21 protein-coding genes and 1 tRNA gene are annotated in these 20,171 nt (G+C 70.7%); 13 read left to right on the forward strand and 9 right to left on the reverse strand.

The annotated features are described in order from the left end of the window. The first annotated feature begins 26 nt into the window (after positions 1–26). Both NBW76_RS13670 and NBW76_RS13675 read left to right on the forward strand, forming a co-directional pair. On the forward strand, positions 27–926 hold the full coding sequence (locus NBW76_RS13670) for a bestrophin family protein (protein WP_082481858.1): 900 nt from the start codon (positions 27–29) through the stop codon (positions 924–926). A gap of 43 nt (positions 927–969) precedes the next feature. After that, positions 970–1,212, forward strand: a complete 243-nt coding sequence (locus NBW76_RS13675; protein WP_056553787.1) for a hypothetical protein — start codon at positions 970–972, stop codon at positions 1,210–1,212. 20 nt (positions 1,213–1,232) lie between these two features. Here NBW76_RS13675 and NBW76_RS13680 read toward each other — a convergent pair whose 3' ends face one another. Further along, positions 1,233–2,078 carry an alpha/beta fold hydrolase gene (locus NBW76_RS13680; RefSeq protein WP_056553784.1) on the reverse strand — a complete coding sequence of 282 codons (846 nt, stop codon included), beginning with the start codon at positions 2,076–2,078 and terminating at the stop codon, positions 1,233–1,235. Between the two features lie 167 nt (positions 2,079–2,245). Here NBW76_RS13680 and NBW76_RS13685 point away from each other — a divergent pair, with 167 nt between their 5' ends. Both NBW76_RS13685 and NBW76_RS13690 read left to right on the forward strand, forming a co-directional pair. Next, positions 2,246–3,145, forward strand: a complete 900-nt coding sequence (locus tag NBW76_RS13685; protein WP_056553781.1) for an ABC transporter ATP-binding protein — start codon at positions 2,246–2,248, stop codon at positions 3,143–3,145. Next, a complete protein-coding gene (locus tag NBW76_RS13690) occupies positions 3,142–3,945 on the forward strand; it encodes an ABC transporter permease subunit (RefSeq protein WP_056553778.1) in 804 nt (267 codons plus the stop codon). The genes NBW76_RS13685 and NBW76_RS13690 overlap by 4 nt, the downstream gene beginning before the upstream one ends. An 89-nt stretch (positions 3,946–4,034) precedes the next feature. Here NBW76_RS13690 and NBW76_RS13695 read toward each other — a convergent pair whose 3' ends face one another. After that, the gene (locus NBW76_RS13695; RefSeq protein WP_055968473.1) at positions 4,035–4,691 is read right to left on the reverse strand and encodes a response regulator transcription factor; all 657 of its coding nucleotides are present in this window, start codon (positions 4,689–4,691) and stop codon (positions 4,035–4,037) included. Next, positions 4,688–5,833 carry a sensor histidine kinase gene (locus NBW76_RS13700; RefSeq protein WP_056553776.1) on the reverse strand — a complete coding sequence of 382 codons (1,146 nt, stop codon included), beginning with the start codon at positions 5,831–5,833 and terminating at the stop codon, positions 4,688–4,690. The genes NBW76_RS13695 and NBW76_RS13700 overlap by 4 nt, the downstream gene beginning before the upstream one ends. Positions 5,834–5,970: 137 nt before the next feature. Between NBW76_RS13700 and NBW76_RS13705 the strand changes: the two genes are divergently transcribed. Further along, the gene (locus tag NBW76_RS13705; protein WP_056553772.1) at positions 5,971–6,963 is read left to right on the forward strand and encodes a PQQ-binding-like beta-propeller repeat protein; all 993 of its coding nucleotides are present in this window, start codon (positions 5,971–5,973) and stop codon (positions 6,961–6,963) included. Between the two features lie 122 nt (positions 6,964–7,085). Here NBW76_RS13705 and NBW76_RS13710 read toward each other — a convergent pair whose 3' ends face one another. Further along, entirely contained in the window at positions 7,086–7,661 is a 576-nt protein-coding gene (locus tag NBW76_RS13710; protein ID WP_056553769.1) for a DapH/DapD/GlmU-related protein, read from the reverse strand. 143 nt (positions 7,662–7,804) lie between these two features. On the opposite strand from NBW76_RS13710, the gene NBW76_RS13715 reads away from it, so the two are divergent. Genes NBW76_RS13715 through NBW76_RS13730 form a run of 4 tightly spaced genes read left to right on the forward strand, consistent with a single transcriptional unit; the run spans position 7,805 to position 10,707 of the window. After that, positions 7,805–8,842 carry a zinc-binding dehydrogenase gene (locus NBW76_RS13715; protein WP_056553766.1) on the forward strand — a complete coding sequence of 346 codons (1,038 nt, stop codon included), beginning with the start codon at positions 7,805–7,807 and terminating at the stop codon, positions 8,840–8,842. Between the two features lie 22 nt (positions 8,843–8,864). Then, on the forward strand, positions 8,865–9,278 hold the full coding sequence (locus NBW76_RS13720; protein ID WP_056553763.1) for a cupin domain-containing protein: 414 nt from the start codon (positions 8,865–8,867) through the stop codon (positions 9,276–9,278). Then, positions 9,275–9,787: a cyclophilin-like fold protein gene (locus tag NBW76_RS13725; RefSeq protein WP_056553760.1), complete on the forward strand. Its 513-nt coding sequence runs from the start codon at positions 9,275–9,277 to the stop codon at positions 9,785–9,787. The genes NBW76_RS13720 and NBW76_RS13725 overlap by 4 nt, the downstream gene beginning before the upstream one ends. Positions 9,788–9,831: 44 nt before the next feature. Beyond that, the gene (locus NBW76_RS13730; protein ID WP_056553757.1) at positions 9,832–10,707 is read left to right on the forward strand and encodes a helix-turn-helix transcriptional regulator; all 876 of its coding nucleotides are present in this window, start codon (positions 9,832–9,834) and stop codon (positions 10,705–10,707) included. A gap of 357 nt (positions 10,708–11,064) precedes the next feature. Here NBW76_RS13730 and NBW76_RS13735 read toward each other — a convergent pair whose 3' ends face one another. Further along, a complete protein-coding gene (locus NBW76_RS13735; RefSeq protein WP_200914529.1) occupies positions 11,065–12,570 on the reverse strand; it encodes a serine hydrolase in 1,506 nt (501 codons plus the stop codon). Between NBW76_RS13735 and NBW76_RS13740 the strand changes: the two genes are divergently transcribed. Together NBW76_RS13740 and NBW76_RS13745 are read left to right on the forward strand one after the other, a co-directional pair. Continuing rightward, a complete protein-coding gene (locus NBW76_RS13740) occupies positions 12,530–13,426 on the forward strand; it encodes an alpha/beta hydrolase (protein WP_055968469.1) in 897 nt (298 codons plus the stop codon). The genes NBW76_RS13735 and NBW76_RS13740 overlap by 41 nt on opposite strands. 28 nt (positions 13,427–13,454) lie before the next feature. Beyond that, a complete protein-coding gene (locus NBW76_RS13745; protein WP_056553754.1) occupies positions 13,455–14,501 on the forward strand; it encodes a helix-turn-helix domain-containing protein in 1,047 nt (348 codons plus the stop codon). A gap of 170 nt (positions 14,502–14,671) precedes the next feature. Here NBW76_RS13745 and NBW76_RS13750 read toward each other — a convergent pair. Then, positions 14,672–14,748: transfer RNA gene (locus NBW76_RS13750), tRNA-Met, on the reverse strand. A 110-nt stretch (positions 14,749–14,858) separates the two neighbouring features. Here NBW76_RS13750 and NBW76_RS13755 point away from each other — a divergent pair. Next, positions 14,859–16,355 carry a serine/threonine-protein kinase gene (locus NBW76_RS13755; protein WP_056553751.1) on the forward strand — a complete coding sequence of 499 codons (1,497 nt, stop codon included), beginning with the start codon at positions 14,859–14,861 and terminating at the stop codon, positions 16,353–16,355. Between the two features lie 16 nt (positions 16,356–16,371). On the opposite strand, the gene NBW76_RS13760 is transcribed toward NBW76_RS13755, so the two are convergent. The 3 genes from NBW76_RS13760 to NBW76_RS13770 are packed head-to-tail and all read right to left on the reverse strand — an operon-like array spanning position 16,372 to position 19,068. Then, positions 16,372–16,767 (reverse strand): hypothetical protein, encoded by a 396-nt coding sequence (locus tag NBW76_RS13760; protein ID WP_156364741.1) that lies wholly within the window; start codon positions 16,765–16,767, stop codon positions 16,372–16,374. Between the two features lie 17 nt (positions 16,768–16,784). Next, entirely contained in the window at positions 16,785–17,972 is a 1,188-nt protein-coding gene (locus NBW76_RS13765; RefSeq protein ID WP_056553748.1) for a fatty acid desaturase, read from the reverse strand. Between the two features lie 10 nt (positions 17,973–17,982). Continuing rightward, the gene (locus NBW76_RS13770) at positions 17,983–19,068 is read right to left on the reverse strand and encodes a ferredoxin reductase (protein WP_156364740.1); all 1,086 of its coding nucleotides are present in this window, start codon (positions 19,066–19,068) and stop codon (positions 17,983–17,985) included. Between the two features lie 248 nt (positions 19,069–19,316). Between NBW76_RS13770 and NBW76_RS13775 the strand changes: the two genes are divergently transcribed. Continuing rightward, positions 19,317–20,138 carry an alpha/beta fold hydrolase gene (locus tag NBW76_RS13775; protein ID WP_055966684.1) on the forward strand — a complete coding sequence of 274 codons (822 nt, stop codon included), beginning with the start codon at positions 19,317–19,319 and terminating at the stop codon, positions 20,136–20,138. The last annotated feature ends 33 nt before the right edge of the window (positions 20,139–20,171 follow it).

Consider the following 20,171-nt stretch of genomic DNA (forward strand, 5'->3'; position numbering starts at 1 on the left):
GGGGATCCGTCGGTCACGCTGGCGTCATGATCACGTCGCGCCTGCCGCGGTCGGCGTCCGTCTGGCGGCCGCTCCTCGTCCCCATGGTGGTCCTGCTGACGTGGGACGTCGGCGTCACGATCGCCTTCCAGGCGGGCTGGATCGAGTTCCGTGGCATCACCATCCAGTACACGCTCTACGGCACGGCCATCGCCCTGTTCCTGGGGTTCATGGTGAACGCGGCCTACGCCCGCTGGTGGGAGGCGCGGACCCTGTGGGGCAGCATCGTGAACCACTCGCGGAACCTCGCCCGCGAGGCCACCACGCTGCTCGACCCCCTGGTCCCCGGCGCACGACCCGAGCTCGTCGACGAGATCGTCCGGGCGCAGATCGCCTACGTGCACTCCCTGCGGACCTCGCTGCGCCAGCAGGACGCCCCGGCCGAGATCGACGCCTACCTCGCTCCCGACGTCGCGGTGCGGGTGAAGAGCGCCAGCAGCTCCCCGACGGCCACCCTGTCGCACATCGGCCGGCTCGTGGCCGACGCACGGCGTCGGGGCATGGTCGACGACATCGCCCGGGTGCAGGTCGAGACGACCCTGAGCACCCTCACCGACGCCCAGGGCGGCCTCGAACGCATCAAGAAGACCCCGCTGCCGGTGCAGTACCGGTTCCTGCCGTCGTTCTTCGCCCGCGCCTTCTGCGTCATCCTGCCGTTCGCGATCTACAAGGACCTGCAGTGGTGGACGCCGATCGGGTCCGGTCTCGTCGGCATGATGTTCCTGCTCGCGGTGCAGGTCGGTCGCGACCTCGCCGACCCCTTCGTCGACCGCGTCCACGACGTCCCGATGACCGCCATCTGCCGTGGCATCGAGATCGACCTGCTCGAGATGATCGGCGAGGATCCGCCCGCCGCCGTCACGCCGGTCGGGCAGGTGCTCTGGTGAGCGAGGCGTCGGCCGAGGCCTCGACTCCTGCCAGACTGGGGCCATGACCTCCGAGGACGATCCCGATCCGGGTCCCGACCGCGACCCGGACGTCGATCAGGACGAGGAGTCCGACAACAACATCGCGATCGGGCTCGCCCTCGGCGCGCCGCTGGGCGTCGCCATCGCTCTCGTCACCGACAACTGGGGCCTGCTCGGCATCGGCATCGCCCTGGGCCTGCTGTTCGGCGTAGCGATGGGTCGCTCGGGCGACGACGACGAGGACGAGGGCTCAGCAGACCGGTAGACCGACGGCCGAGCATCGCCTCAGTGGGCGTCGATGAACTCCCGCAGCACGCGTGCGAAGCGGTCCGGGTCCTCCAGGTGCGGGAAGTGTCCCGCCCCCTCGAACATCTCGACGCGGCAGTCCGGCAGCTGCGCCTCCACGCTCCGTGCGTGCGACGCGGGAATCATCCGGTCCTTCGACCCCCACACGACCATCGTCGGCACGGGCAGCGCGCCGTCGAGGTGGTCGTGGGCGCTGATGCTCTGCCCCCCGATGTCGATGACGGCGCGCGTGGTGGACAGGAACGCGCGTCGGCTCTCCGCGTCCTGCAGCGAGCTGAAGCCGCGCCAGACGGCGCTGACGTCGGCGCCGGGCTTCCACCCGATCTTCGACGCTCCCCGGCCCAGCGCCTCGACACGGGACAGCACCGGCGCGGACGCGACCACGCTCAGCACCTGCGCGGCGCCCGGCAGGGTCGCGGAGCGCAGCAGCACGTTGACCTCGCGTCCCAGGCCGCCGCTGGAGACCAGCACCAGACGCTCGACCCGCTCGGGGAAGAGGTAGAAGAACTGCATCGCGATGCCGCCCCCGAGCGAGTGACCCACGAGCGTGACCCGGTCGACGCCGAGATGGTCCAACAGGTCGCGCAAGGCCGCGGCGTGCGCACTGAGCGAGTAGTCGCCCAGCGGCTTGGCGGAGTCACCGTGGCCGAACAGGTCGGGGAGCACCACGCGGTGGTCGTCGTCCATCCGGTCCACCAGGTGCTCCCACTGCCGCTGCGATCCCAGGATCCCGTGGATGAACAGGACCACCGGGCCGGAACCGGTGTCGACGTAGGAGAGGTCGTGGCCGTGCAGCCGGACGGTCTGCGGCTTCATGCGTGCCATGGGTCCACCACGATCGGGTCGTCGGACGGGACGGACCCACGGTAGGCGCACCCCGACGGTCGTGCGCACCGAACCTCGGGCACGGTCACCGACTCGTACTTTCGGTCAGGTCAGGACTGGCCGTCGAACCGATCCGCGCAGGGCGCGGGGCGGCGAGTGTTGACGGCATGATCACCGTTGAGTCCCTGACCCGGAGGTATGCCGGCTTCACCGCCGTCGACGACGTCTCCTTCACCGCCCGGCCCGGCCGCGTGACCGGCTTCCTCGGTCCGAACGGCGCGGGCAAGTCCACGACCATGCGCGTCATGGTCGGTCTGACCGCCCCCACGTCCGGCTCCGCCACCATCCACGGAGTCCGGTTCGCCGACCTGCCCAACCCCGGCCTGGAGGTGGGCGTCCTCCTCGACGCCTCCGCCCAGCACGCCGGCCGCACCGGTCGCGACATCCTCACGATCGCCGCAGCCACCATGGGCCTGCCCCGTGCTCGCGTCGACGAGATGCTCGACCTGGTGAGCCTGAGCTCCGTCGAGGCCGAGCGCCGGGTGCGCCACTACTCGCTCGGCATGCGCCAGCGGCTCGGCATCGCCACGGCCCTGCTCGGCGACCCCTCGGTGCTGGTCCTCGACGAGCCCGCCAACGGGCTCGACCCCGCCGGGATCCGCTGGATGCGCGACCTGCTGACGGACTTCTCCGGCCGCGGCGGCACCGTGCTGCTGTCCTCGCACCTGCTCCACGAGATCGAGGTCGTCGCCGACGACCTCGTCGTGATCGGCCACGGCAGGATCGTCGCCGCCGGCCCCAAGGAGAAGCTGCTGGCCGCGGCCGGGACGCTCGTGCGGTCGCCGTCGCCACGCGATCTCGTCCGCGCGCTCGAGCAGGCCGGGATCCCCAGCACCCTCGCCGGTGACGGCTCGGTGCGCACCGATGCCGACGCCGCCCGCGTCGGGGCCGTGGCCGCGGCCGCCGGCGTCGCCCTCACCGAGCTCCGGTCCGCCGAGGGCGCCGGGCTCGAGGACATGTTCCTCTCACTCACGGCCGACACCCAGCGCGAAGGAGCTGCAGCATGACCGCCACGATCGTCCCCCCGGCCGCCACCCCGGCCCGCCGGAGCGCCCGCCCCATCCCCGCACACCGACTCGTCACGGTCGAGCTGCGCAAGATGTTCACGACACGCTCGGGATTCTGGTTGCTCGTCAGCATCGGCATCCTGTCGGTGGTCTCGGCCGGGTCGGTCGTCGTCGTGGCGCCGGACAGCGACGTCACCTACGAGAGCTTCACGCGGGCGAGTGGATTCCCGATGTCGGTGATCCTGCCGATGATCGCGATCCTGGCCGTGACGAGCGAGTGGAGCCAGCGCAGCGGGCTCACCACGTTCACGCTGGTGCCGCACCGCGGCCGCGTGATCGGCGCCAAGGCGGTCGCGACCCTCCTGGTGGGCGTCGGTTCCGTGGCCATCGCCTTCGCGGTGGGAGCACTCGCCACCGTGGGCGGCTCGGCTCTCGCCGGGGTCGACACCGCGTGGAACGTCTCGTGGGTCATGGCCTCCCAGATGCTGCTCTTCAACCTGATCGGCATGGCCGTCGGCTTCACCCTGGGTGTCGTGCTGCGCAGCTCCGCGGCCGCGATCGTGGGCTACTTCGTGGTGTCCTTCGTCCTGCCGGGCGTCCTGCTGCTCCTCGCCCAGGTGCGCCCGTGGTTCGCGGACCTGCAGCCGTGGGTCGACTGGAACGACACGCAGGTGGCGCTCCTGGAGGGCGCCATGGACACCGGCGAGGAGTGGGCCATGCTCGCCTCGACGACGACGATCTGGATCGTCCTCCCGCTCCTGGTCGGACTGCTCACCCTGCGTCGCTCCGAGGTGAAGTAGGGCAGGGCACGGACTCGTGCGAAGGCCCCCGCCAGACCTGGCGGGGGCCTTCGCGTGCCCGCCCCTTCGTCGAGGCGGACGACCGTTCGCTAGTCCCGGACCCGGCCGGTCTCGTACGCCCACATCGCGACCTCCACCCGGTTCCGGGCACCGAGCTTGGCCATGAGGCTGCCGATGTGGGTCTTCACCGTGCTGAGGCTGATGTGCAGCTCGCCCGCGATCTCAGCGTTGGTGCGACCTCGCGCGATGGTGAGCAGCACCTGCTCCTCGCGTTCGGTGAGCGGGTCGATGGGCTGTGCGGGAGGGATGGCCCGACCGGTGCCCGCGAACGTCGACAGCAGCCGGCGGGTGATGCTGGGCGAGATGAGCGAGTCACCGCGGGTGGCTGCACGGATCGCCTCGCCGAGCAGCTCGGGGCCGGCGTCCTTCAGCAGGAAGCCGGTGGCACCGGCCGACAGCGCCCCGTGCACGTACTCGTCGAGGTCGAAGGTGGTGATCACGACGACGGCGACCGGGTGCTGGACGCCCGGCCCGGCCAGCAGGCGGGTCGCCTCGACGCCGTCGAGGACGGGCATACGGATGTCCATCAGGCACACGTCGGGACGGAGCTCGCGCGCCAGTCGTACCGCCTCCTGGCCGTCGCGCGCCTCCCCCACGACCTCGATGCCCTCCAGCGTGCCGAGGATCAGGCACAGTCCGGTCCGCACGAGGTCCTGGTCGTCGGCGACCAGCACCCTGATGCTCATGCCGACCCCTGCCGCGGCAGCGTGGCGCTGACGGCCCACCCGCGATCGGGGCAGGGGCCCGCCTCGCACGTGCCGCCCAGGAGCAGGGCGCGCTCCTTCATCCCGGTGAGCCCGAACCCCGTCTCAGGACCGAGCTCGGCCGTACCCGGGTCGCCGTCGTCGCGGACGACGAGGCTGATGGTCGAACGGTCGCCGGCGACGCGCACGTCGACGACGGTGGCGTTCCGGGCGTGCCGGAGCGCGTTGGTGACCGCCTCCTGCGCGATGCGGAAGACGGCGGCGTCGATGGCCGACGGCAGCGCCGCGACGTCACCGGACACCCCGACCTCGACCCTCGGTCCCGCGGGCGAGGCCCCGGAGAGCCGGTGGAGGTCGGCGACGCCGGGCTGCGGGGCGTAGTCGACCGGAGCCTCGTTGCGCAGCACGCGGACCATCGTCCGCATCTCCGCGAGCGTGCGCGAGGCCTCTTCCTCGATGACCTCCAACGCCTCGAGCGGCGCCGACGGGCTGGTCGCCGCTAGAGCACGCCCTGCCTGGGCCTGGACGGCGATGGCCGAGACGTGGTGCGCCACCGTGTCGTGCAGCTCCCGCGCCAGCAGGACGCGCTCCTGCGACTTCACCTGCTCCACCCTCCGCTCCCGTGCGCCGTGCTGGGTGCGGACGGCCCACCCCAGGGCGAAGGAGGCGACGAGGACGCCGATCCCGCCGACCGCGTCGGCCATCCCGGTCCAGCTGGTCAGGACCGCCGTCGTGGCCGCGCCCAGGATGACCGCCAGCCCCGCGACCGCCTCCCGCCCCGAGCCCCACCGGAAGAGCGAGTAGGGCAGCAGCAGGACGTAGAGCATCGTGTAGACGTCGAGCGTCGGTGCGTCGGTGACGAACAGCCCGACCTGGAGCACCGCGACCACCCCGAAGACCGTCCCGACCACGGCCAGCGGGTGAGTACGACGCCACAGCAGCAGCGGGGCCAGTCCGAGCGTCACCACCATCGACAGCACGGGCAGCGTGAGGTCCTCGCGCAGCAGGCCCTCCAGCACCCCGAAGAACGCGATGGAGCCCAGCAGCGCCCAGTCGCGCCACACCCGCGCCGGGGGCGCCGCGGGTCGGGACTCGGCCAGGACGGACTGCAGTGGGTGGCTCACAGACTCAGCGTAGGGATCCGGGGGCGGCAGCGGACCGTCCGAAAGGTTGAGCCGACGTCATCAGGTCTGCGGGATCGGTCCGCTCGTGCTGGGATGGGAAAGGAGTCCCTCGGCAGACCTCGACGACCGGAGATCACGTGTCACCTCGTCCCCGTTCCTCCCGTTCCCTCCGCTCCCGCGTCGCGGTGGGCATCGGCGCGATCGCGCTGGCTGCCACGCCCGCGCTCGCCGCTCCCGCTGCGGTGGCCAGCGAGCCGGGCCAGCACGGCGCCCGCCAGGCGTTCCCCGACCGCATCGAGCTGCCTGACAACTTCCAGCCCGAGGGCATCACCATCGGTCCCCGAGACCAGGCCTACCTGGGCTCGCGCCTGGACGGCGACATCCTGCGCGCCGACCTGCGCACGGGCCGCACCACGACGATCAGCCAGGGCCCTGGCACCGCGTCGGTCGGCCTGAAGATCGACCAGCGCGGCCGCCTGTTCGTGGCCGGCGGTCCTTCCGGCACCCTGCGGGTGGTCGACTCGCGCTCCGGCGCGCTGCTGCGCACCTACCAGCTGGCCACGGGTGAGTCGTTCGTCAACGACGTGCTGATCTCGGGCGACACGGTGTGGGTGACCGACTCACGCCGCGCGACCCTGTTCCGCCTCGACCTCGGCCGAGGTGGCGCGCTACCCGCTGCAGCCACCGCGCTGCCCCTGACCGGCGACTGGGTCCAGGCGCCGCCCGGCACCAACGCGGCCAACGGCATCAGCGACACCCCTGACGGCTCGGCCTTGCTCGTGGTCAACAGCTCCGACGGCGGCCTCTACCGGGTCGACCCGCGCACCGGTGCGACGACGAGGGTCGACCTCGGTGGCGCAACACTGACCAACGGCGACGGTCTGCTGCGCGAGGGACGCACCCTCTACGCGGTGCAGAACCGGCTGAACCAGGTCGCCGTGGTGCAGCTGTCACGCGATGGCCGCTCCGGCACCCTCCGGAGCACCATCACGAACGATGACTTCGACGTCCCGACCACCGTCGCACGCGCGGGCCGCTCGCTCTACCTGCCGAACGCGCGGTTCAGCACGCCGCCGACCCCCACCACGGAGCACTGGATCACGCGGGTCGACGCTCCCCGCGGTCGCTGACCGGCAGCACGCGACCCCGGACGTCGCGGGGCACCGCCTGATCGTCGACGGCCCCGGCAGACCATCCGGGGCCGTCGACGTTCTCGGGCCCGAGGAGACCAACGGGACCGATGAACCTCAGGTCAGCTCCGGTAGCCCGTCGGCCTGACCACCCGTGCCGGGACGCCGGCCACGATCGTGTCGGCGGGCACGTCGCGGGTGACCACGGCGCCGGCGCCCACCACCGCCCCGTCGCCGATCGTGACACCGGGCACGACCGTCACGCCGGCCCCGAGCCAGACCTTGCGCCCGATCACGACGGGTGCCGGCACCATCGAGGCTCGGAGCGCCGGGTCCATGCCGTGGTCCAGCGTCGTCAGGGTGCAGCCGTGGCCGATGAGCGAGCCGTCCCCGATGGTGATGCCGCCGGTGTCCTGGAAGCGGCAGCCGATGTTGATGAAGACGTCCTTGCCGAGCGTCAGGTTCTTGCCGAACTCGCTGTAGAACGGCGGGAACACGACGACCGACTCCTCGACCGGGCGGCCCGTGAGCCGGGCAAGCAGGTCCCGGACCTGCTCCGGCGTGCGGTAGGCGCCGTTCAGCTCCGCGATGACGGCCAAGGCCTCCTGCGAGGCGCCGTGCATGAACTGGTGGTGCTCGGAGCCGCCGACGATCTCGGCTCCGCTGTCGACGTGGTCGAGGAACTGCTTCAGGTCCATGACCTCGAGCCTGCCCCGTGCGGCCGTGTCGGAGAACGCCTCAGGGGGGTGCTGTCTGTACCCCCGACAAGGTGGACCTTCCCCACGCACCAGGTCCGCGCTCCACTGGGATGGAACCCCCACCGACCAGAGAAGGACATCCGATGAAGGCGACACTCATGCACGGCGCCGGCGACGTGCGGATCGAGGACGTGCCGGACGCGACCATCAAGGCGTCGACCGACGCGCTGGTCCGCATCACGACCTCCTGCATCTGCGGCAGCGACCTGCACCCCTACGGCTCCATGCCGGCCAACGGCAGCCCTGCACGCATGGGCCACGAGTTCATCGGCGTCGTCGAGGACGTCGGGTCGGCGGTCACCACCGTCACGAAGGGCGACCTCGTCGTCGCCCCCTTCGCCATCTCCGACGGGACCTGTGAGTTCTGCCGCGAGGGTCTGCACACCTCCTGCATCCACGGCTCGTTCTGGGACACCCTCCCCGACGAGGGCGGGCAGGCCGAGGCCGCGCGAGTGCCGTACGCCGACGGCACCCTGGTCAAGCTTCCCGTCGCGCCCGACTCCGCACTCATGCCGTCGCTGCTGACGCTGTCGGACGTGCTCGGCACGGGCCACCACGCGGCCGTCGCCGGCGGTGTCACCCAGCGCACCAGCGTGGCCGTCATCGGCGATGGCGCCGTCGGGCTGCTCGCGGTCCTGTCGGCCAAGCGCCTCGGCGCTGAGCAGATCATCCTGATGGGTCGTCACGAGACGCGCACCGACCTGGGCCGCGAGTTCGGAGCCACCGACGTCGTCGCGACCCGCGGAGAGGAAGGCATCGCGGCCGTGCGCGACCTCACCCACGGCCACGGCACCCACGTCGTGCTCGAGGCGGTCGGCCACATGCCTGCCTACGAGCAGGCGGTCGGCGTCGTCCGGCCCGGCGGCACCATCAGCCGCGTCGGGGTGCCGCAGTACGAGGCCGCCCCGGTCGGCTTCGCGAGCCTCTTCGGAGGAAACGTCCGCCTGACCGGTGGCCCCGCTCCGGTGCGCGCCTACATCGAGGAGCTCATGCCCGACATCCTCGACGGCACCATCGAGCCCGGCAGGGTCTTCGACACCACCACGGACCTCGACGGCGTCCCCGACGGCTACCGCGCCATGGCCGACCGTCGCAGCCTCAAGGTCCTCGTCAACCCCTGACCCTCCCGACGCAAGGAACATCATGCAGATCACGCGCAGCAGCCTCGCCACCGCCAAGGGACCCGCCGACTGGTTCACCGGCGACGTCTACATCGATCCCGTGGCGGCGGCACCCCCGCCGTCCCGCGTCTCGGCGAACCTCGTGCACTTCACGCCTGGTGCCCGCACGCACTGGCACCGCCACCAGCTCGGCCAGACGGTCTTCGTGACCGAGGGAGTCGGCCTCTGCCAGCGCCGTGGGGGACCGGTCGAGGTCATCCGTCCCGGCGACCGCGTGCTGTTCGACGCCGACGAGGAGCACTGGCACGGTGCCGCGCCGAGCCGGCTGATGGTGCACCTGGCCATCAACGAGGCCGACGACGACCACGACGTCGTGCACTGGCTGGACCCGGTCACCGACGTCGAGTACCTCGCAGCGCCGGAGCAGCAGCGATGAGGCTGTCGCTCGTGCTGCTGGTCGCCGGGGTCCTGACTGCGTGCTCGAGCGCGGAGGGCCCGGCCTCCCCGTCGTCCACCCCGGCCCCGTCCACGAGGGCACCCTCCGGCGCGCCGTCGGGGGCGACGTCGGAAGCCGAGGAAAGCGGGACCCGGATCCGTATCGAGTTCGCCGGTGACCAGGTCGAGGCGACAGTGCTGGACACGCCGGTCGGCCGCGACCTCGTCGCGCAGCTGCCGCTGGAGCTCGACATGAGCGACCGCGGCGGCGTCGAGAAGACCGGTCCCCTGCCGCGGGAGCTCTCGACCGACGGGGAACCCACCGGCGCCGACCCGGACGTGGGCGCACTCGGCTACTACGCCCCGTACGGCGACCTCGTCCTCTACTACGGCGACCAGTCGTACTTCGACGGCATCGTGGTCCTGGGCAGGATGGGGAAGGGATTCGACGCGCTCGGCCGCATCGACGGAAACGTCAGCGTGCGTGTCGAGGCCCTGGACCAGCCGTGACCGGATGCGGGGAACGCCCTCCCGCGTCGGCGTACGGTGGGCTGGTGGACAACCGTTCCGACATCAGGGAGTTCCTCGCGACCCGCCGCGCCCGGCTCACGCCGCCCGAGGTGGGCCTGCCTGACGCCGGCCGGCGTCGCCGGGTCCCAGGTCTGCGCCGAGAAGAGGTCGCCGTCCTCGCTGGAGTGAGCACCGACTGGTACACGCGGCTGGAGAAGGGTCACATCAAGGGCGTCTCCGAGGACGTGCTCGATGCCGTGGCGCGAGCACTGCGGCTCGACGCGGCCGAGCGGACCTACCTCTTCGACCTCGCCCGCGTCGCACGCGCCCGTACGAGCGCGCCGCGGCCCAAGGCACGCCATGAGGTGTCGACCGAGGTGCAGTGGATGCTGGACTCGATGTCAGGATCCGCTGCGTTCGTCGCCGACGGGCGGCTGGACATCATCGCCTCCAACCCACTGGCGCGAGCGCTCTACTCACCCGTCTTCGAGCACGACCCCGCACGGCCGAACATCGCGCGGTACCAGTTCCTGGATCCGTCGGCCACCGAGCTCTTCCCCGACTGGAACGGCGCCGCGAACGTCACGGTCGCCCTCCTGCGCACCGAGGCGGGTCGCGACCCCGAGAGTAAGACGATGCGCGAGCTGGTCGGTGAGCTGTCGACCGTCAGCGAGGAGTTCCGCACGCGATGGGCCTCCCACGACGTCAGGCTGCACGTCGCCGGCCGCAAGCAGTTCAACCATCCCGCGACGGGTGTCATCGACGTGGCCTACCACTCCATGAACCTGTCCACCGAGGGCGCGCGACTGCAGGTCATGACCGTCTACACCGCCGAACCGGGGAGCCCGTCGGAGGAGCGACTCAGGCTCCTCGCGAGCTGGGGCGCCAGCACGACCGCTCCTTCGTCGACGCGGCCCTGAGGGCGTCTGACAGCAAAGCGCAGCGCGACCCAAAGGGGTCCGCGCAGCACGTCTCGACATGGTCGACGGCCTCGAGCCAGCGCCCGTAGCCACCGGCACGCGTCCTACTGACGAGGGACGGCCGCGCGTGACGAAGGCCCCGTCACCGTCTCGGTCAGGGGACCTTGTCGCGGCACCGGGGAAAGGGTGCGTGACGGCGCCTTCCCGCCACGAGTCACCGCCGTGGATCCTGCACGCCACCGAGGGCACCACCGGCTCCGTGAAGACGCACAACGTGAACTGACGACCGAGACCGGTCGATCGGCGCACCAGGCGTCGACACCCTCGTTCGTCACCGAGAACGTCGGACTCGAAGGCTCAGAGAGCAGCGTAGAGCGCCTCCTCGAAATCCACGTACATCTTCCACGCGTCGTCTTGGGCGATGAACGGCAACGAGTTCGTGTAGATCGAGGCGGCGATGCCGGTAGCGCGGTCGATGAAGAAGTGAGTGTTGAACAGCCCCGCCCAGGCACCGGTGCCGGCTCTGCGCCGTCCGGGAACGTCCTCGGTGTTCAGCAGCAGACCGTAGCCCCACTTGTAACCCCGGCCGGCGTACATCGTGTCGGTGATGGCAGGGTCCGCAGTCGGGATCTCGGCCGGGAAGTCGATCTCCCCGATCTGGTTGCTGAAGGCGGCGTCGACCGTCGCCTGGCTGAGGATGCGGGCGCCGTCGAGCTCACCGCCGCGCAGGAGGGCTCGCTCGAAGCGGATGTAGTCGCGCGGGGTGGAGTACAGCCCGTGTCCCCCGGCATACCACTCAGGCGACTGGTTGAGGATCTCGCCGGCTGAGACCCATCCGCCGTCCTCCCCCCGCACATGCACCGTCACCGCGTTGGCGTAGCGGGCCTCGTCGAGGATGAACGCGGTGTCCGCCATGCCGAGTGGGCCGGTGATGTTCTCGCGGATCACCACGTCCAGCGGCGTCCCCGCGACAGCCTCCACGACGCGTCCGAGCCAGTCAGTGTTGATGCCGTAGACGTACTGCGTGCCCGGGTCAGCCACGAGCGGGGCGTTGAACGCCTCCATCGTGCCGGGCACGACGTTCGGCACGCCAGTGGCCGCCTCGTACGTGACGAGCTGGTCGTTCCAGAACCAGTAGCCGAGACCCGAGGTGTGGGTCACCAACTGGTGGACGGTGGCCTTGCTGGCGGGATCACGGAGGATCGGCTCGTCGCCGTCGAAGCCATCGAGCACCTTGACGTCGGCGAACTCCGGCACGTACTGCTCGACGGGAGCGCTCAGGTCGAGCTGGCCGCGCTCCACCTGCTGCAGGGCGGCAGTCGTCGCGACCATCTTGGTCATCGACATGATGCGGAAGTGCGTCGACGTCGTCACCGGGTCGTCGGACTCGCCGGCGATCCGGACACCCGCACCGCCCTCGTAGAAGACGCCGTCGGCGTCCGCGGCGATGGCCGCGACGTGCGGCACGGCACCCCCCTGGACGGCGTCCTGCAGCACCCGGTCGATGCCGCTGCCGTCGATGTTTCTGGTCATGATGACCTCCAGTTGGTTCGGGTCCACGATGGCGTCGAGGACGGTGTCCCCCGTCACACTTGCCGGTCGGCGGCGCGATCGGAACCGACAGCGCGACGCAGATCGGCACCCCGGGCCCGCCAGGTGGCGGGCCAGCCCCTCGTCATCCGCCGAACCATGGCCAGCGACCTCGCGTCGGGGGTAGCCTCCGTGCAACACGACCAGGAAGGAGACGGTGATGCCAACCTCTGGCTTGGCACGACCGGCCTTCGATCCCGAGCTGAAGGCGGGGCTCTCGGTGGTGGGTGGCATGTTCCCGCCGACGATCACCCCGGACTTGATCGACTTCATGCGTACGTCCTATGCGTCCCCACCGCTGGGGGACCTTCTCCGCGACCGCGGCATCGAGCGCCAAGACCACACGTGCCGCGGCCACCAGGGGGACCCCCTGGAACTCTCGGTCCTACGGCACCGTGCCGCGACCGGCCGCGTGCCCGTCGTGGTCTATGCACATTCGGGTGGACTGATGTTCGGAGACCGTTTCAGCGGCATCGACCTCGTGCTGGACTGGGTCGACGAGCTGGGCGCAGCGCTCATGACCGTCGAGTACCGCCTCGCGCCGGAATGCCCTGACCCCTACGGCCGGGAGGACATGTATCAGGCGTTGCTGTGGCTCGCGGACCACGCCGAACAGCTGCAGGTTCGCACCGACCGCATCATGGTGGCGGGGGCAAGTGCCGGCGGCGGCTTGGCTGCGGGTCTTGCCCTGGCCGCTCGCGACCGGAGCGGACCCAGCCTCTGCGGGCAGGTGCTCGACTACCCGATGCTGGACGACCGGTGCAGCACGCCCTCGACCTCACAGTTCGATGGAGTCGGGGTGTGGGACCGGATCAGCAACATCACCGGTTGGGACGCGCTGCTGGGGGATGCCCGAGGGTCGACGACGGTCTCGCACTACGCTGCCCCGTCCCGCGCCACGAACCTCGCCGACCTCCCCCCCGCGTTCATCGACGTGGGCGCGGCGGAGATCTTCCGCGACGAGGCGATCGACTACGCCAACGGCATCTGGCGCGCAGGGGGCGACGCCGAGCTGCACGTCTGGTCAGGCGCCTTCCATGCCTGCGACATCTTCGCTCCTCACACGACCGTGGGCCGCAGCATGATCGCAGCCCGGAACTCGTGGGTGGAGAAGATCCTTGCCGACTGACCACTCCCGACCGGCGGAGGCGAGCTAGGTGCAGGAGCTCCTCGGGCGCATCGCGCGGCTCGACCCGAGTGCGAGCCTCGGCCTGCGCGTCATCGCCTGCTTCGACGAGCTCGTCGTGGGCAACGTCAACACCCGAGCGCTCCTTGCCGCCGCCGCTTCCCTCGCCGCTTGCCCGGCCGGCTTCCGCCAGCGTTCCCCCGCGCGGACCATCCGCATCACCCCCGACGGACACCACGTGCCATCGGGGGCGCCCCCTCCCTCACCTCGTCCGGAGATGGTCTCCGCACCGGCGGGCGACCTGGAGGTCTGGCTCGAGCGGGAGGGGGCGGCACAGCCGAACGACGCCATCATCCTGGAGCGCCTGGCCTTGGCGGTGCGCATCCGTCACGGGCACGGGCGCCGCGAGTTCGACAACCGTCGGCACTTCGGGCTGCTCGTCGACGAGTCGGTCACGGAGAACCAGCGCTGCGTCTCGGCCACCGCCCTCGGCTTGAACATCGACCGTGACTACCGCGTCGCGGCCGCACCTCTGTTCGCCGTCTGGGACGCTCATCCCTCCGGACCCGAGGACGTCGTCCCGACCCGTTTCGGACCCATCCACGCAGTGGTCGTCCCGGCAGACGCCGGCTCCGTGGCGGCCAGCCCCTGCGGCGTCGGGTCCGCTACCCGACCCGTCGACCTGCACCGCTCGTTCCGCACCGCCCTCGTGGCCCTTCGGCTGTGCGAGCCACCGACCACGGGCCTGGTGCACGCCGACGACCTCGGCGGCCTCGTCGGCCTGCTGGCGGACACTGGTGACACCACGACCAGCCCAGACGTCGAGCGCCTCGCCACCGTCCTGACCCACCCCTGGGGACTGCCCACCGTCCAAGCCATCATCAGCACCGGCACCGTCCGCCAGGCCGCGCGCGCGGCGGGCGTCCATCACAGCACCATGCAGGACCGCATCGACACCATGGAGCAGACGCTCGACTTCGACCCCCTCGACGGCTTCGGCCGGACGCGGCTGGGCACCGCGCATCTCATGTGGCGCCTGCGCACCTCCCACGTGCTCGAGCTGCCGCCCCCTCACTGACCCCGGTCCTCCAGCCGCGGACGGCATCGGCACTGCCTCGCCGAGGGGAGAGCACCGCCCCTGGTGTCGTCGAACGTCAGGGCTACGGCTCGATGTCGCGTCCACCCGGCGAGAGATCGGCTGCGCATGGCGAAGGCCCCCTCACCGTCTCCGGTCAAGGGGCCTTCTCGTGGTAGCGGGGACAGGATTTGAACCTGTGACCTCTGGGTTATGAGCCCAGCGAGCTACCGAACTGCTCCACCCCGCGTCGCACTCAGTACTTTACGGCACGGTGAACGCCGATCCAAATCGGGGGGTGCGGTCTCGGGTCGCCACTCTCATGATCGCCTCGTACCGTGGGGTGCGGAAGGAGGCGACGTGATCGCAGATCGCTACGAGCTCGACCGTGAGATCGGTCGGGGCGGTGCCACGAGCGTGTGGGTCGCGCACGACACCGTGCTCGGTCGTACCGTCGCGCTCAAGCGCCTCGGTCACGCGCCCGGCTCCTCCGAGATCGATGCCGCCCGTGCCGAGCGCGAGGCGCACCTCGCCGCGCGCGTGCACCACCCGAACATCGTGGCCGTCTACGACATCGCCGACGACGACGAGCACACCTGGCTCGTCATGGAGTACGTCGACGGACCGACTCTCGCCGACCTGTGCGACGGCATGCCGCTGGAGGCCGACCGCGCCGCCCGCCTGCTCGCCCAGGTTGCCGATGCGCTCGCCGCCGCGCACGACGCCGGCATGATCCACCGCGACGTCAAGCCCTCCAACGTCTTCGTCGCCGACGGCGACGTGGCCAAGCTGGGCGACTTCGGCATCGCGCGCCGCGAGATCGACGAGGCGCTCACGCGCACCGGCCTGATCACCGGCTCCCCGGCCTTCCTCTCCCCCGAGATCGCCCGCGGGCGCACCGCCACCACGGCGAGCGACGTGTGGGCCTTCGGGATCACCGCGTTCCACGCCGCCACCGGGTCCCCGCCGTTCGACGTCGCCGACGACGACCCGATCACGGCCGTGCAGAAGATCCTGGACTCGGCCACGCCGATCCTCCCGGCCGACCACCCGCTGGCTCCGGTCGTCGCGGCCACCATGCAGCAGGAGCCCGACGAGCGGGCCTCGATGCGCGAGGTGGCCGGCCTGCTGCACGACATCGTCCACCCCGGCGCACCGCGCCGGTCGGCGCTGGCCGACCTGCTGATCGACCACGTCTCCCGCGACGACTTCGCCGACGACCAGCCGCCGCGACCCGCGCCCGCGAGCATCGCGCCGGTGCGATCCACGGCTGCCACGGAGCTCACGGCGCCGCCCGACTCGACCGTCCGGCGCGACCCCCACGCCACCCGGGTCACGCCACTCCCGGCGCCCGAGCAGCCGAGCCGGGGCTCGCACGCCGCTCCCCCGCCGATGTGGCGCGACCGCCGCTTCGCCCTCGCGGCAGCAGCCGCCGTCGCGGTCCTGGCCTCGGCGGTCACCGGCGTGGCCCTCAGCTCCGGCGGTGACGACGGCTCCAGCACCGTCGCCTCGGCCGATGGAGGCGAGGGCTCCGGTGGGGAGTCGACGTCGCTGGCCGAGCGGCTCGAGAAGTTCGCCAACACCTACGTCACGACCGCCGCCGGCGACCCGCGCAAGGGCTTCGAGCTGCTCACCACCGAGTACCAGCAGGCCAGCGGTGGGCTCTCCGGCTACGAGAGCTTCTGGAGCAAGGTCGAGGACGTGCGCGTCGAGCGCGTCTCGCCCGATCCCGAGGCCATGCGCGTCACCTACATCTACTCCTACCTCTACGAGGGCAGCCGGCGCACCGAGACCGTGACGCTCCAGCTCACCAAGGACGGCTCCAGCTACCTCATCGACGGCGCCGAGTCGATCTGAGGCCCGCCGGGCACCCTCAGGGCTCGAGCGTCTCGCGGGCCAGCACCGAGTTGGGCCGGAACGACACCGGCTCCCCCCGCCGCGCGGGCCTGACCAGGTCGAATCCCGCCGTCGTCACGAGCACCCAGCGTCGCGGACGCTCCGGGCGGCCGAGTCGCTGACGGACCTCGCCCGCCACCTCCCGGGCACACGCCTCGTGGCAGGGCGGGAACGCGAACTCACCGTCGAGCGCCTCGTCGGACGAGCCGACGAGTGCGATCGGTCGAGCCAGCGTCGACCCGCACACCCCGCAGATGCGGCTCAGGGCGCACCGGATGGCCCGCTTCTTGACCACCTGGTCGTGCGAGCCGACGCCCTCGTCGTCGACGCAGGCGAACGGCAGTGCCGCGCCGTCGACCACGGGGCCCCTCACGACGACCGTCGGACCGCTCACTGGGCAGCGGCGGTGCTCGTCCACCGCCCCAGCTCGTGGCGACGGCCCGGACGCTCGTCGTCGCGGCGACGCCCACGCGGGACCGGGGGCGGCGTGGCGTCGTCCTTGGTGCGGCGGTTGGGCAGCGACAGCTTCATGATCGTGCGCAGCACCTGTCCGTACTGACGGTGCAGCGGACCGGTCGTGTACGGGATGCCGTAGCGCCCGCAGATGTCCTGCACCTTCTCGGAGATCTGCGCGTAGCGGTTGCTCGGCAGGTCGGGGAACAGGTGGTGCTCGATCTGGTAGCCCAGCTGCCCGCTCATGATGTGCAGCAGCTTGCCGCCCTGGAAGTTCGCCGAGCCGAGCATCTGGCGCAGGTACCACTCCGCGCGCGTCTCGTCCTCGAGCTCCTCCTCCGTGAAGTGCACGGCCCCGTCGGGGAAGTGCCCGCAGAAGATGATCATGTACGCCCACACGTTGCGGATGATGTTGGACGTGAAGTTCGCCGTGAGGGTGCTCATGAACGCCGGGCCGGTCAGGGCCGGGTACACGACGTAGTCCTTGAGCGCCTGCTTGCCGACCTTGTCGCCGATCTGCTTGAGCTGACGCTTGAGCAGCTTCGGGTCCTTCTCGCCCTTGCGGATCGCCTCGATGTCGAGGTCGTGCAGGGCCACGCCCCACTCGAAGAACATCGCCAGGAGCGCGTTGTAGATCGGCTGCCCCAGGTTGTAGGGCGTCCACTTCTGGTCGCGGCTCATGCGCAGGATGCCGTAGCCCACGTCGTTGTCGTGGCCGAGCACGTTCGTGAACTGGTGGTGGATGTAGTTGTGCGAGTGCTTCCACTGCTCCGCGGGCTGGGTGGTGTCCCACTCCCAGCTGCTGGAGTGCACCTCTGGGTCGTTCATCCAGTCCCACTGGCCGTGCATCGTGTTGTGGCCGATCTCCATGTTCTCCAGGATCTTGGCCGACGACAGCAGTGCCGTGCCGAGCAGCCAGGCCGGCGGGAACATGCTGGCGAACAGGGTGATGCGCCCGGCCGCGGCGAGGCGACGCTGCAGCGTGATGATGCGCATCACGTAGTCGCGGTCGGCCTGACCGCGATCGGCCTCGACCTGGGCGCGGATCTCGTCGAGCTCGCGCCCGATCGCCTCCACCTCCTCGTCGGTCAGGTGGGTGTACTCGCGGACGTCGGCGTAGGCCATGTGTCTCTCCTCAGATCTTGAGCGTGCAGTCGGTGGCGGCGACGCTGATGCAGGTCTGCACGTACTCGCCCTCGGTGTGCTCGTCACCGCTGCGCAGGTCCTTCACGCGACCGGACAGCAGCGGGACGTCGCAGGTGTGGCAGATCCCCATGCGGCAGCCGAACAGCATGTTGACGCCGGCCTTCTCGCCCGCCTCGAGCAACGTCGTGGCCCCATCGGCCTCGATGCTCTTGCCGGTGTCGCCGAAGGTGATGGTGCCGCCCTCGGCGTCGGTCTCGGTGGCGCCGAGCGTGAAGCGCTCGACGTGCAGCTCGTCCTCGCGGCCGAGCTTCTCGTAGTGCTCGACGATCGCGTCGAGCATGGGCTGCGGACCACACGCCCACGTCTCGCGCTCCGCCCAGTCCGAGCAGATGTCGCCGAGCTGGTCGGGGGTCAGGAAGCCGTCGGTGTCGGTGAACCGCTCGTAGAACGTGAACGACTCCCGCTTCTGGGCCAGCTCGCGCAGCTCGTCGAGGAACATCATGTCGTCCTCGTCGACCGCGGAGTAGGCGAGGAAGACGTCGGGCATGGAGTCGCGGCGGTCGAGGGTGCGCAGGATCGACATCACCGGGGTGATGCCGCTGCCGCCCACCACGAACAGCACGCGCTCCGGCGGCGGGTCCGGGAGGACGAAGTCCCCCTGCGGCGACTCGAGCCGCACGATGGTGCCCGGCTCGAGCCCGCTCACGAGGTGCTCGGACAAGAAGCCCTCGGGCATCGCCTTGACCGTGATGGCCACCGTGCCCTCGGAGCGGACCGGGGCCGACGACAGCGAGTACGAGCGCCAGTGGAAGCGGCCGTCGATCTCGACGCCGATGCCGATGTACTGACCGGGGTGGAAGTCGAAGGACCAGCCCCACCCGGGCTTGATGACCAGGGTCGCCGACCGCTCCGTCACCTGCTCCACCCGCTCCACCCGGCCGCGGAGCTGACGTGCGGACCACAACGGGTTGATGAGCTTGAGGTAGTCGTCGGGGTGCAGGGGCGTCGTGAGCGCCTTGCCGACGCTGCGCACCCGCCGCAGCACCGGCGACTTCTCGATCAGTGAGTCAGCCACCTCGGACCTGCCTCCCCCGCACCTCGCGGACGCCAGTCGATCGACGCACTGTGGTGTGCGTCACGGCGAGCGTACGTCCGTTCCGGCCGACGTGCGCGTCTTCGTCGCCGACCCGTCCCACAGAGTGAGAACACGAGTTACCACGTGCACGATGAGAATGTGCACGTTCGAGTTGCGACGATGAACGCACGAGCAAGAATTGAGCACGTTCAGAGCGCACGATCCCCGACACCCACGGAGGCACCAGCATGAGCACGCTCGAGTCCAACGGCATCCAGATCGAGTACACCGACCACGGCGGCGACGGTCGACCGGTCGTCCTGATCCACGGCTGGCCCCTGAGCGGCGCATCCTGGTCCGAGCAGGTACCCGCCCTGACCGCCTCCGGCTACCGCGTCATCACCTACGACCGTCGTGGGTTCGGCGCCAGCGACAAGCCCGAGACCGGCTACGACTACGACACCTTCGCCGAGGACCTGGCCGGGCTGCTCGAGCAGCTCGAGGTCACCGACGCCACGCTCGTCGGCTTCTCGATGGGCGGTGGCGAGGTCGCCCGCTACCTCGGCGCCCGCGGGTCCGAGCGCATCCGCTCGGCCGTGTTCGCCGCTGCCGTCCCGCCGTTCCTGCTCAAGACCGACGACAACCCCGACGGCGGCCTCGCCCAGGAGGACGTCGACGGCATGAAGCAGGGCGTCGAGTCCGGCCGCGAGGGGTTCCTCGACGGGTTCACGACCGACTTCTTCAGCGCGAACGGTGAGCTCAAGGTCACCGAGGAGCAGCGCCAGGAGGCGATCGCCCTCGTCGAGCCCGCCAGCACCACGGCGATGCTCGGCTGCATCGACGCCTTCGGCACCACCGACTTCCGGGCCGACCTGGAGAAGATCGACGTCCCGGTCCTGGTGGTCCACGGCGATGCCGACGGCATCGTCCCCTTCGAGGTCTCCGGCAAGCGCACCGGCGAGACGGTCAAGGACGCCACCGTCCACGTCGTGGCCGACGGCCCGCACGGGTTCAACGTCAGCCACGCCGACGAGCTCAACCGCGTGCTCCTGGAGTTCCTGCAGCGCTGAGACCCGCAGGACCCCGCATCCGAAGCCCCTTCC

It is taken from the genome of Aeromicrobium sp. Leaf245 (assembly GCF_942548115.1).
Taxonomy (GTDB): domain Bacteria; phylum Actinomycetota; class Actinomycetes; order Propionibacteriales; family Nocardioidaceae; genus Aeromicrobium.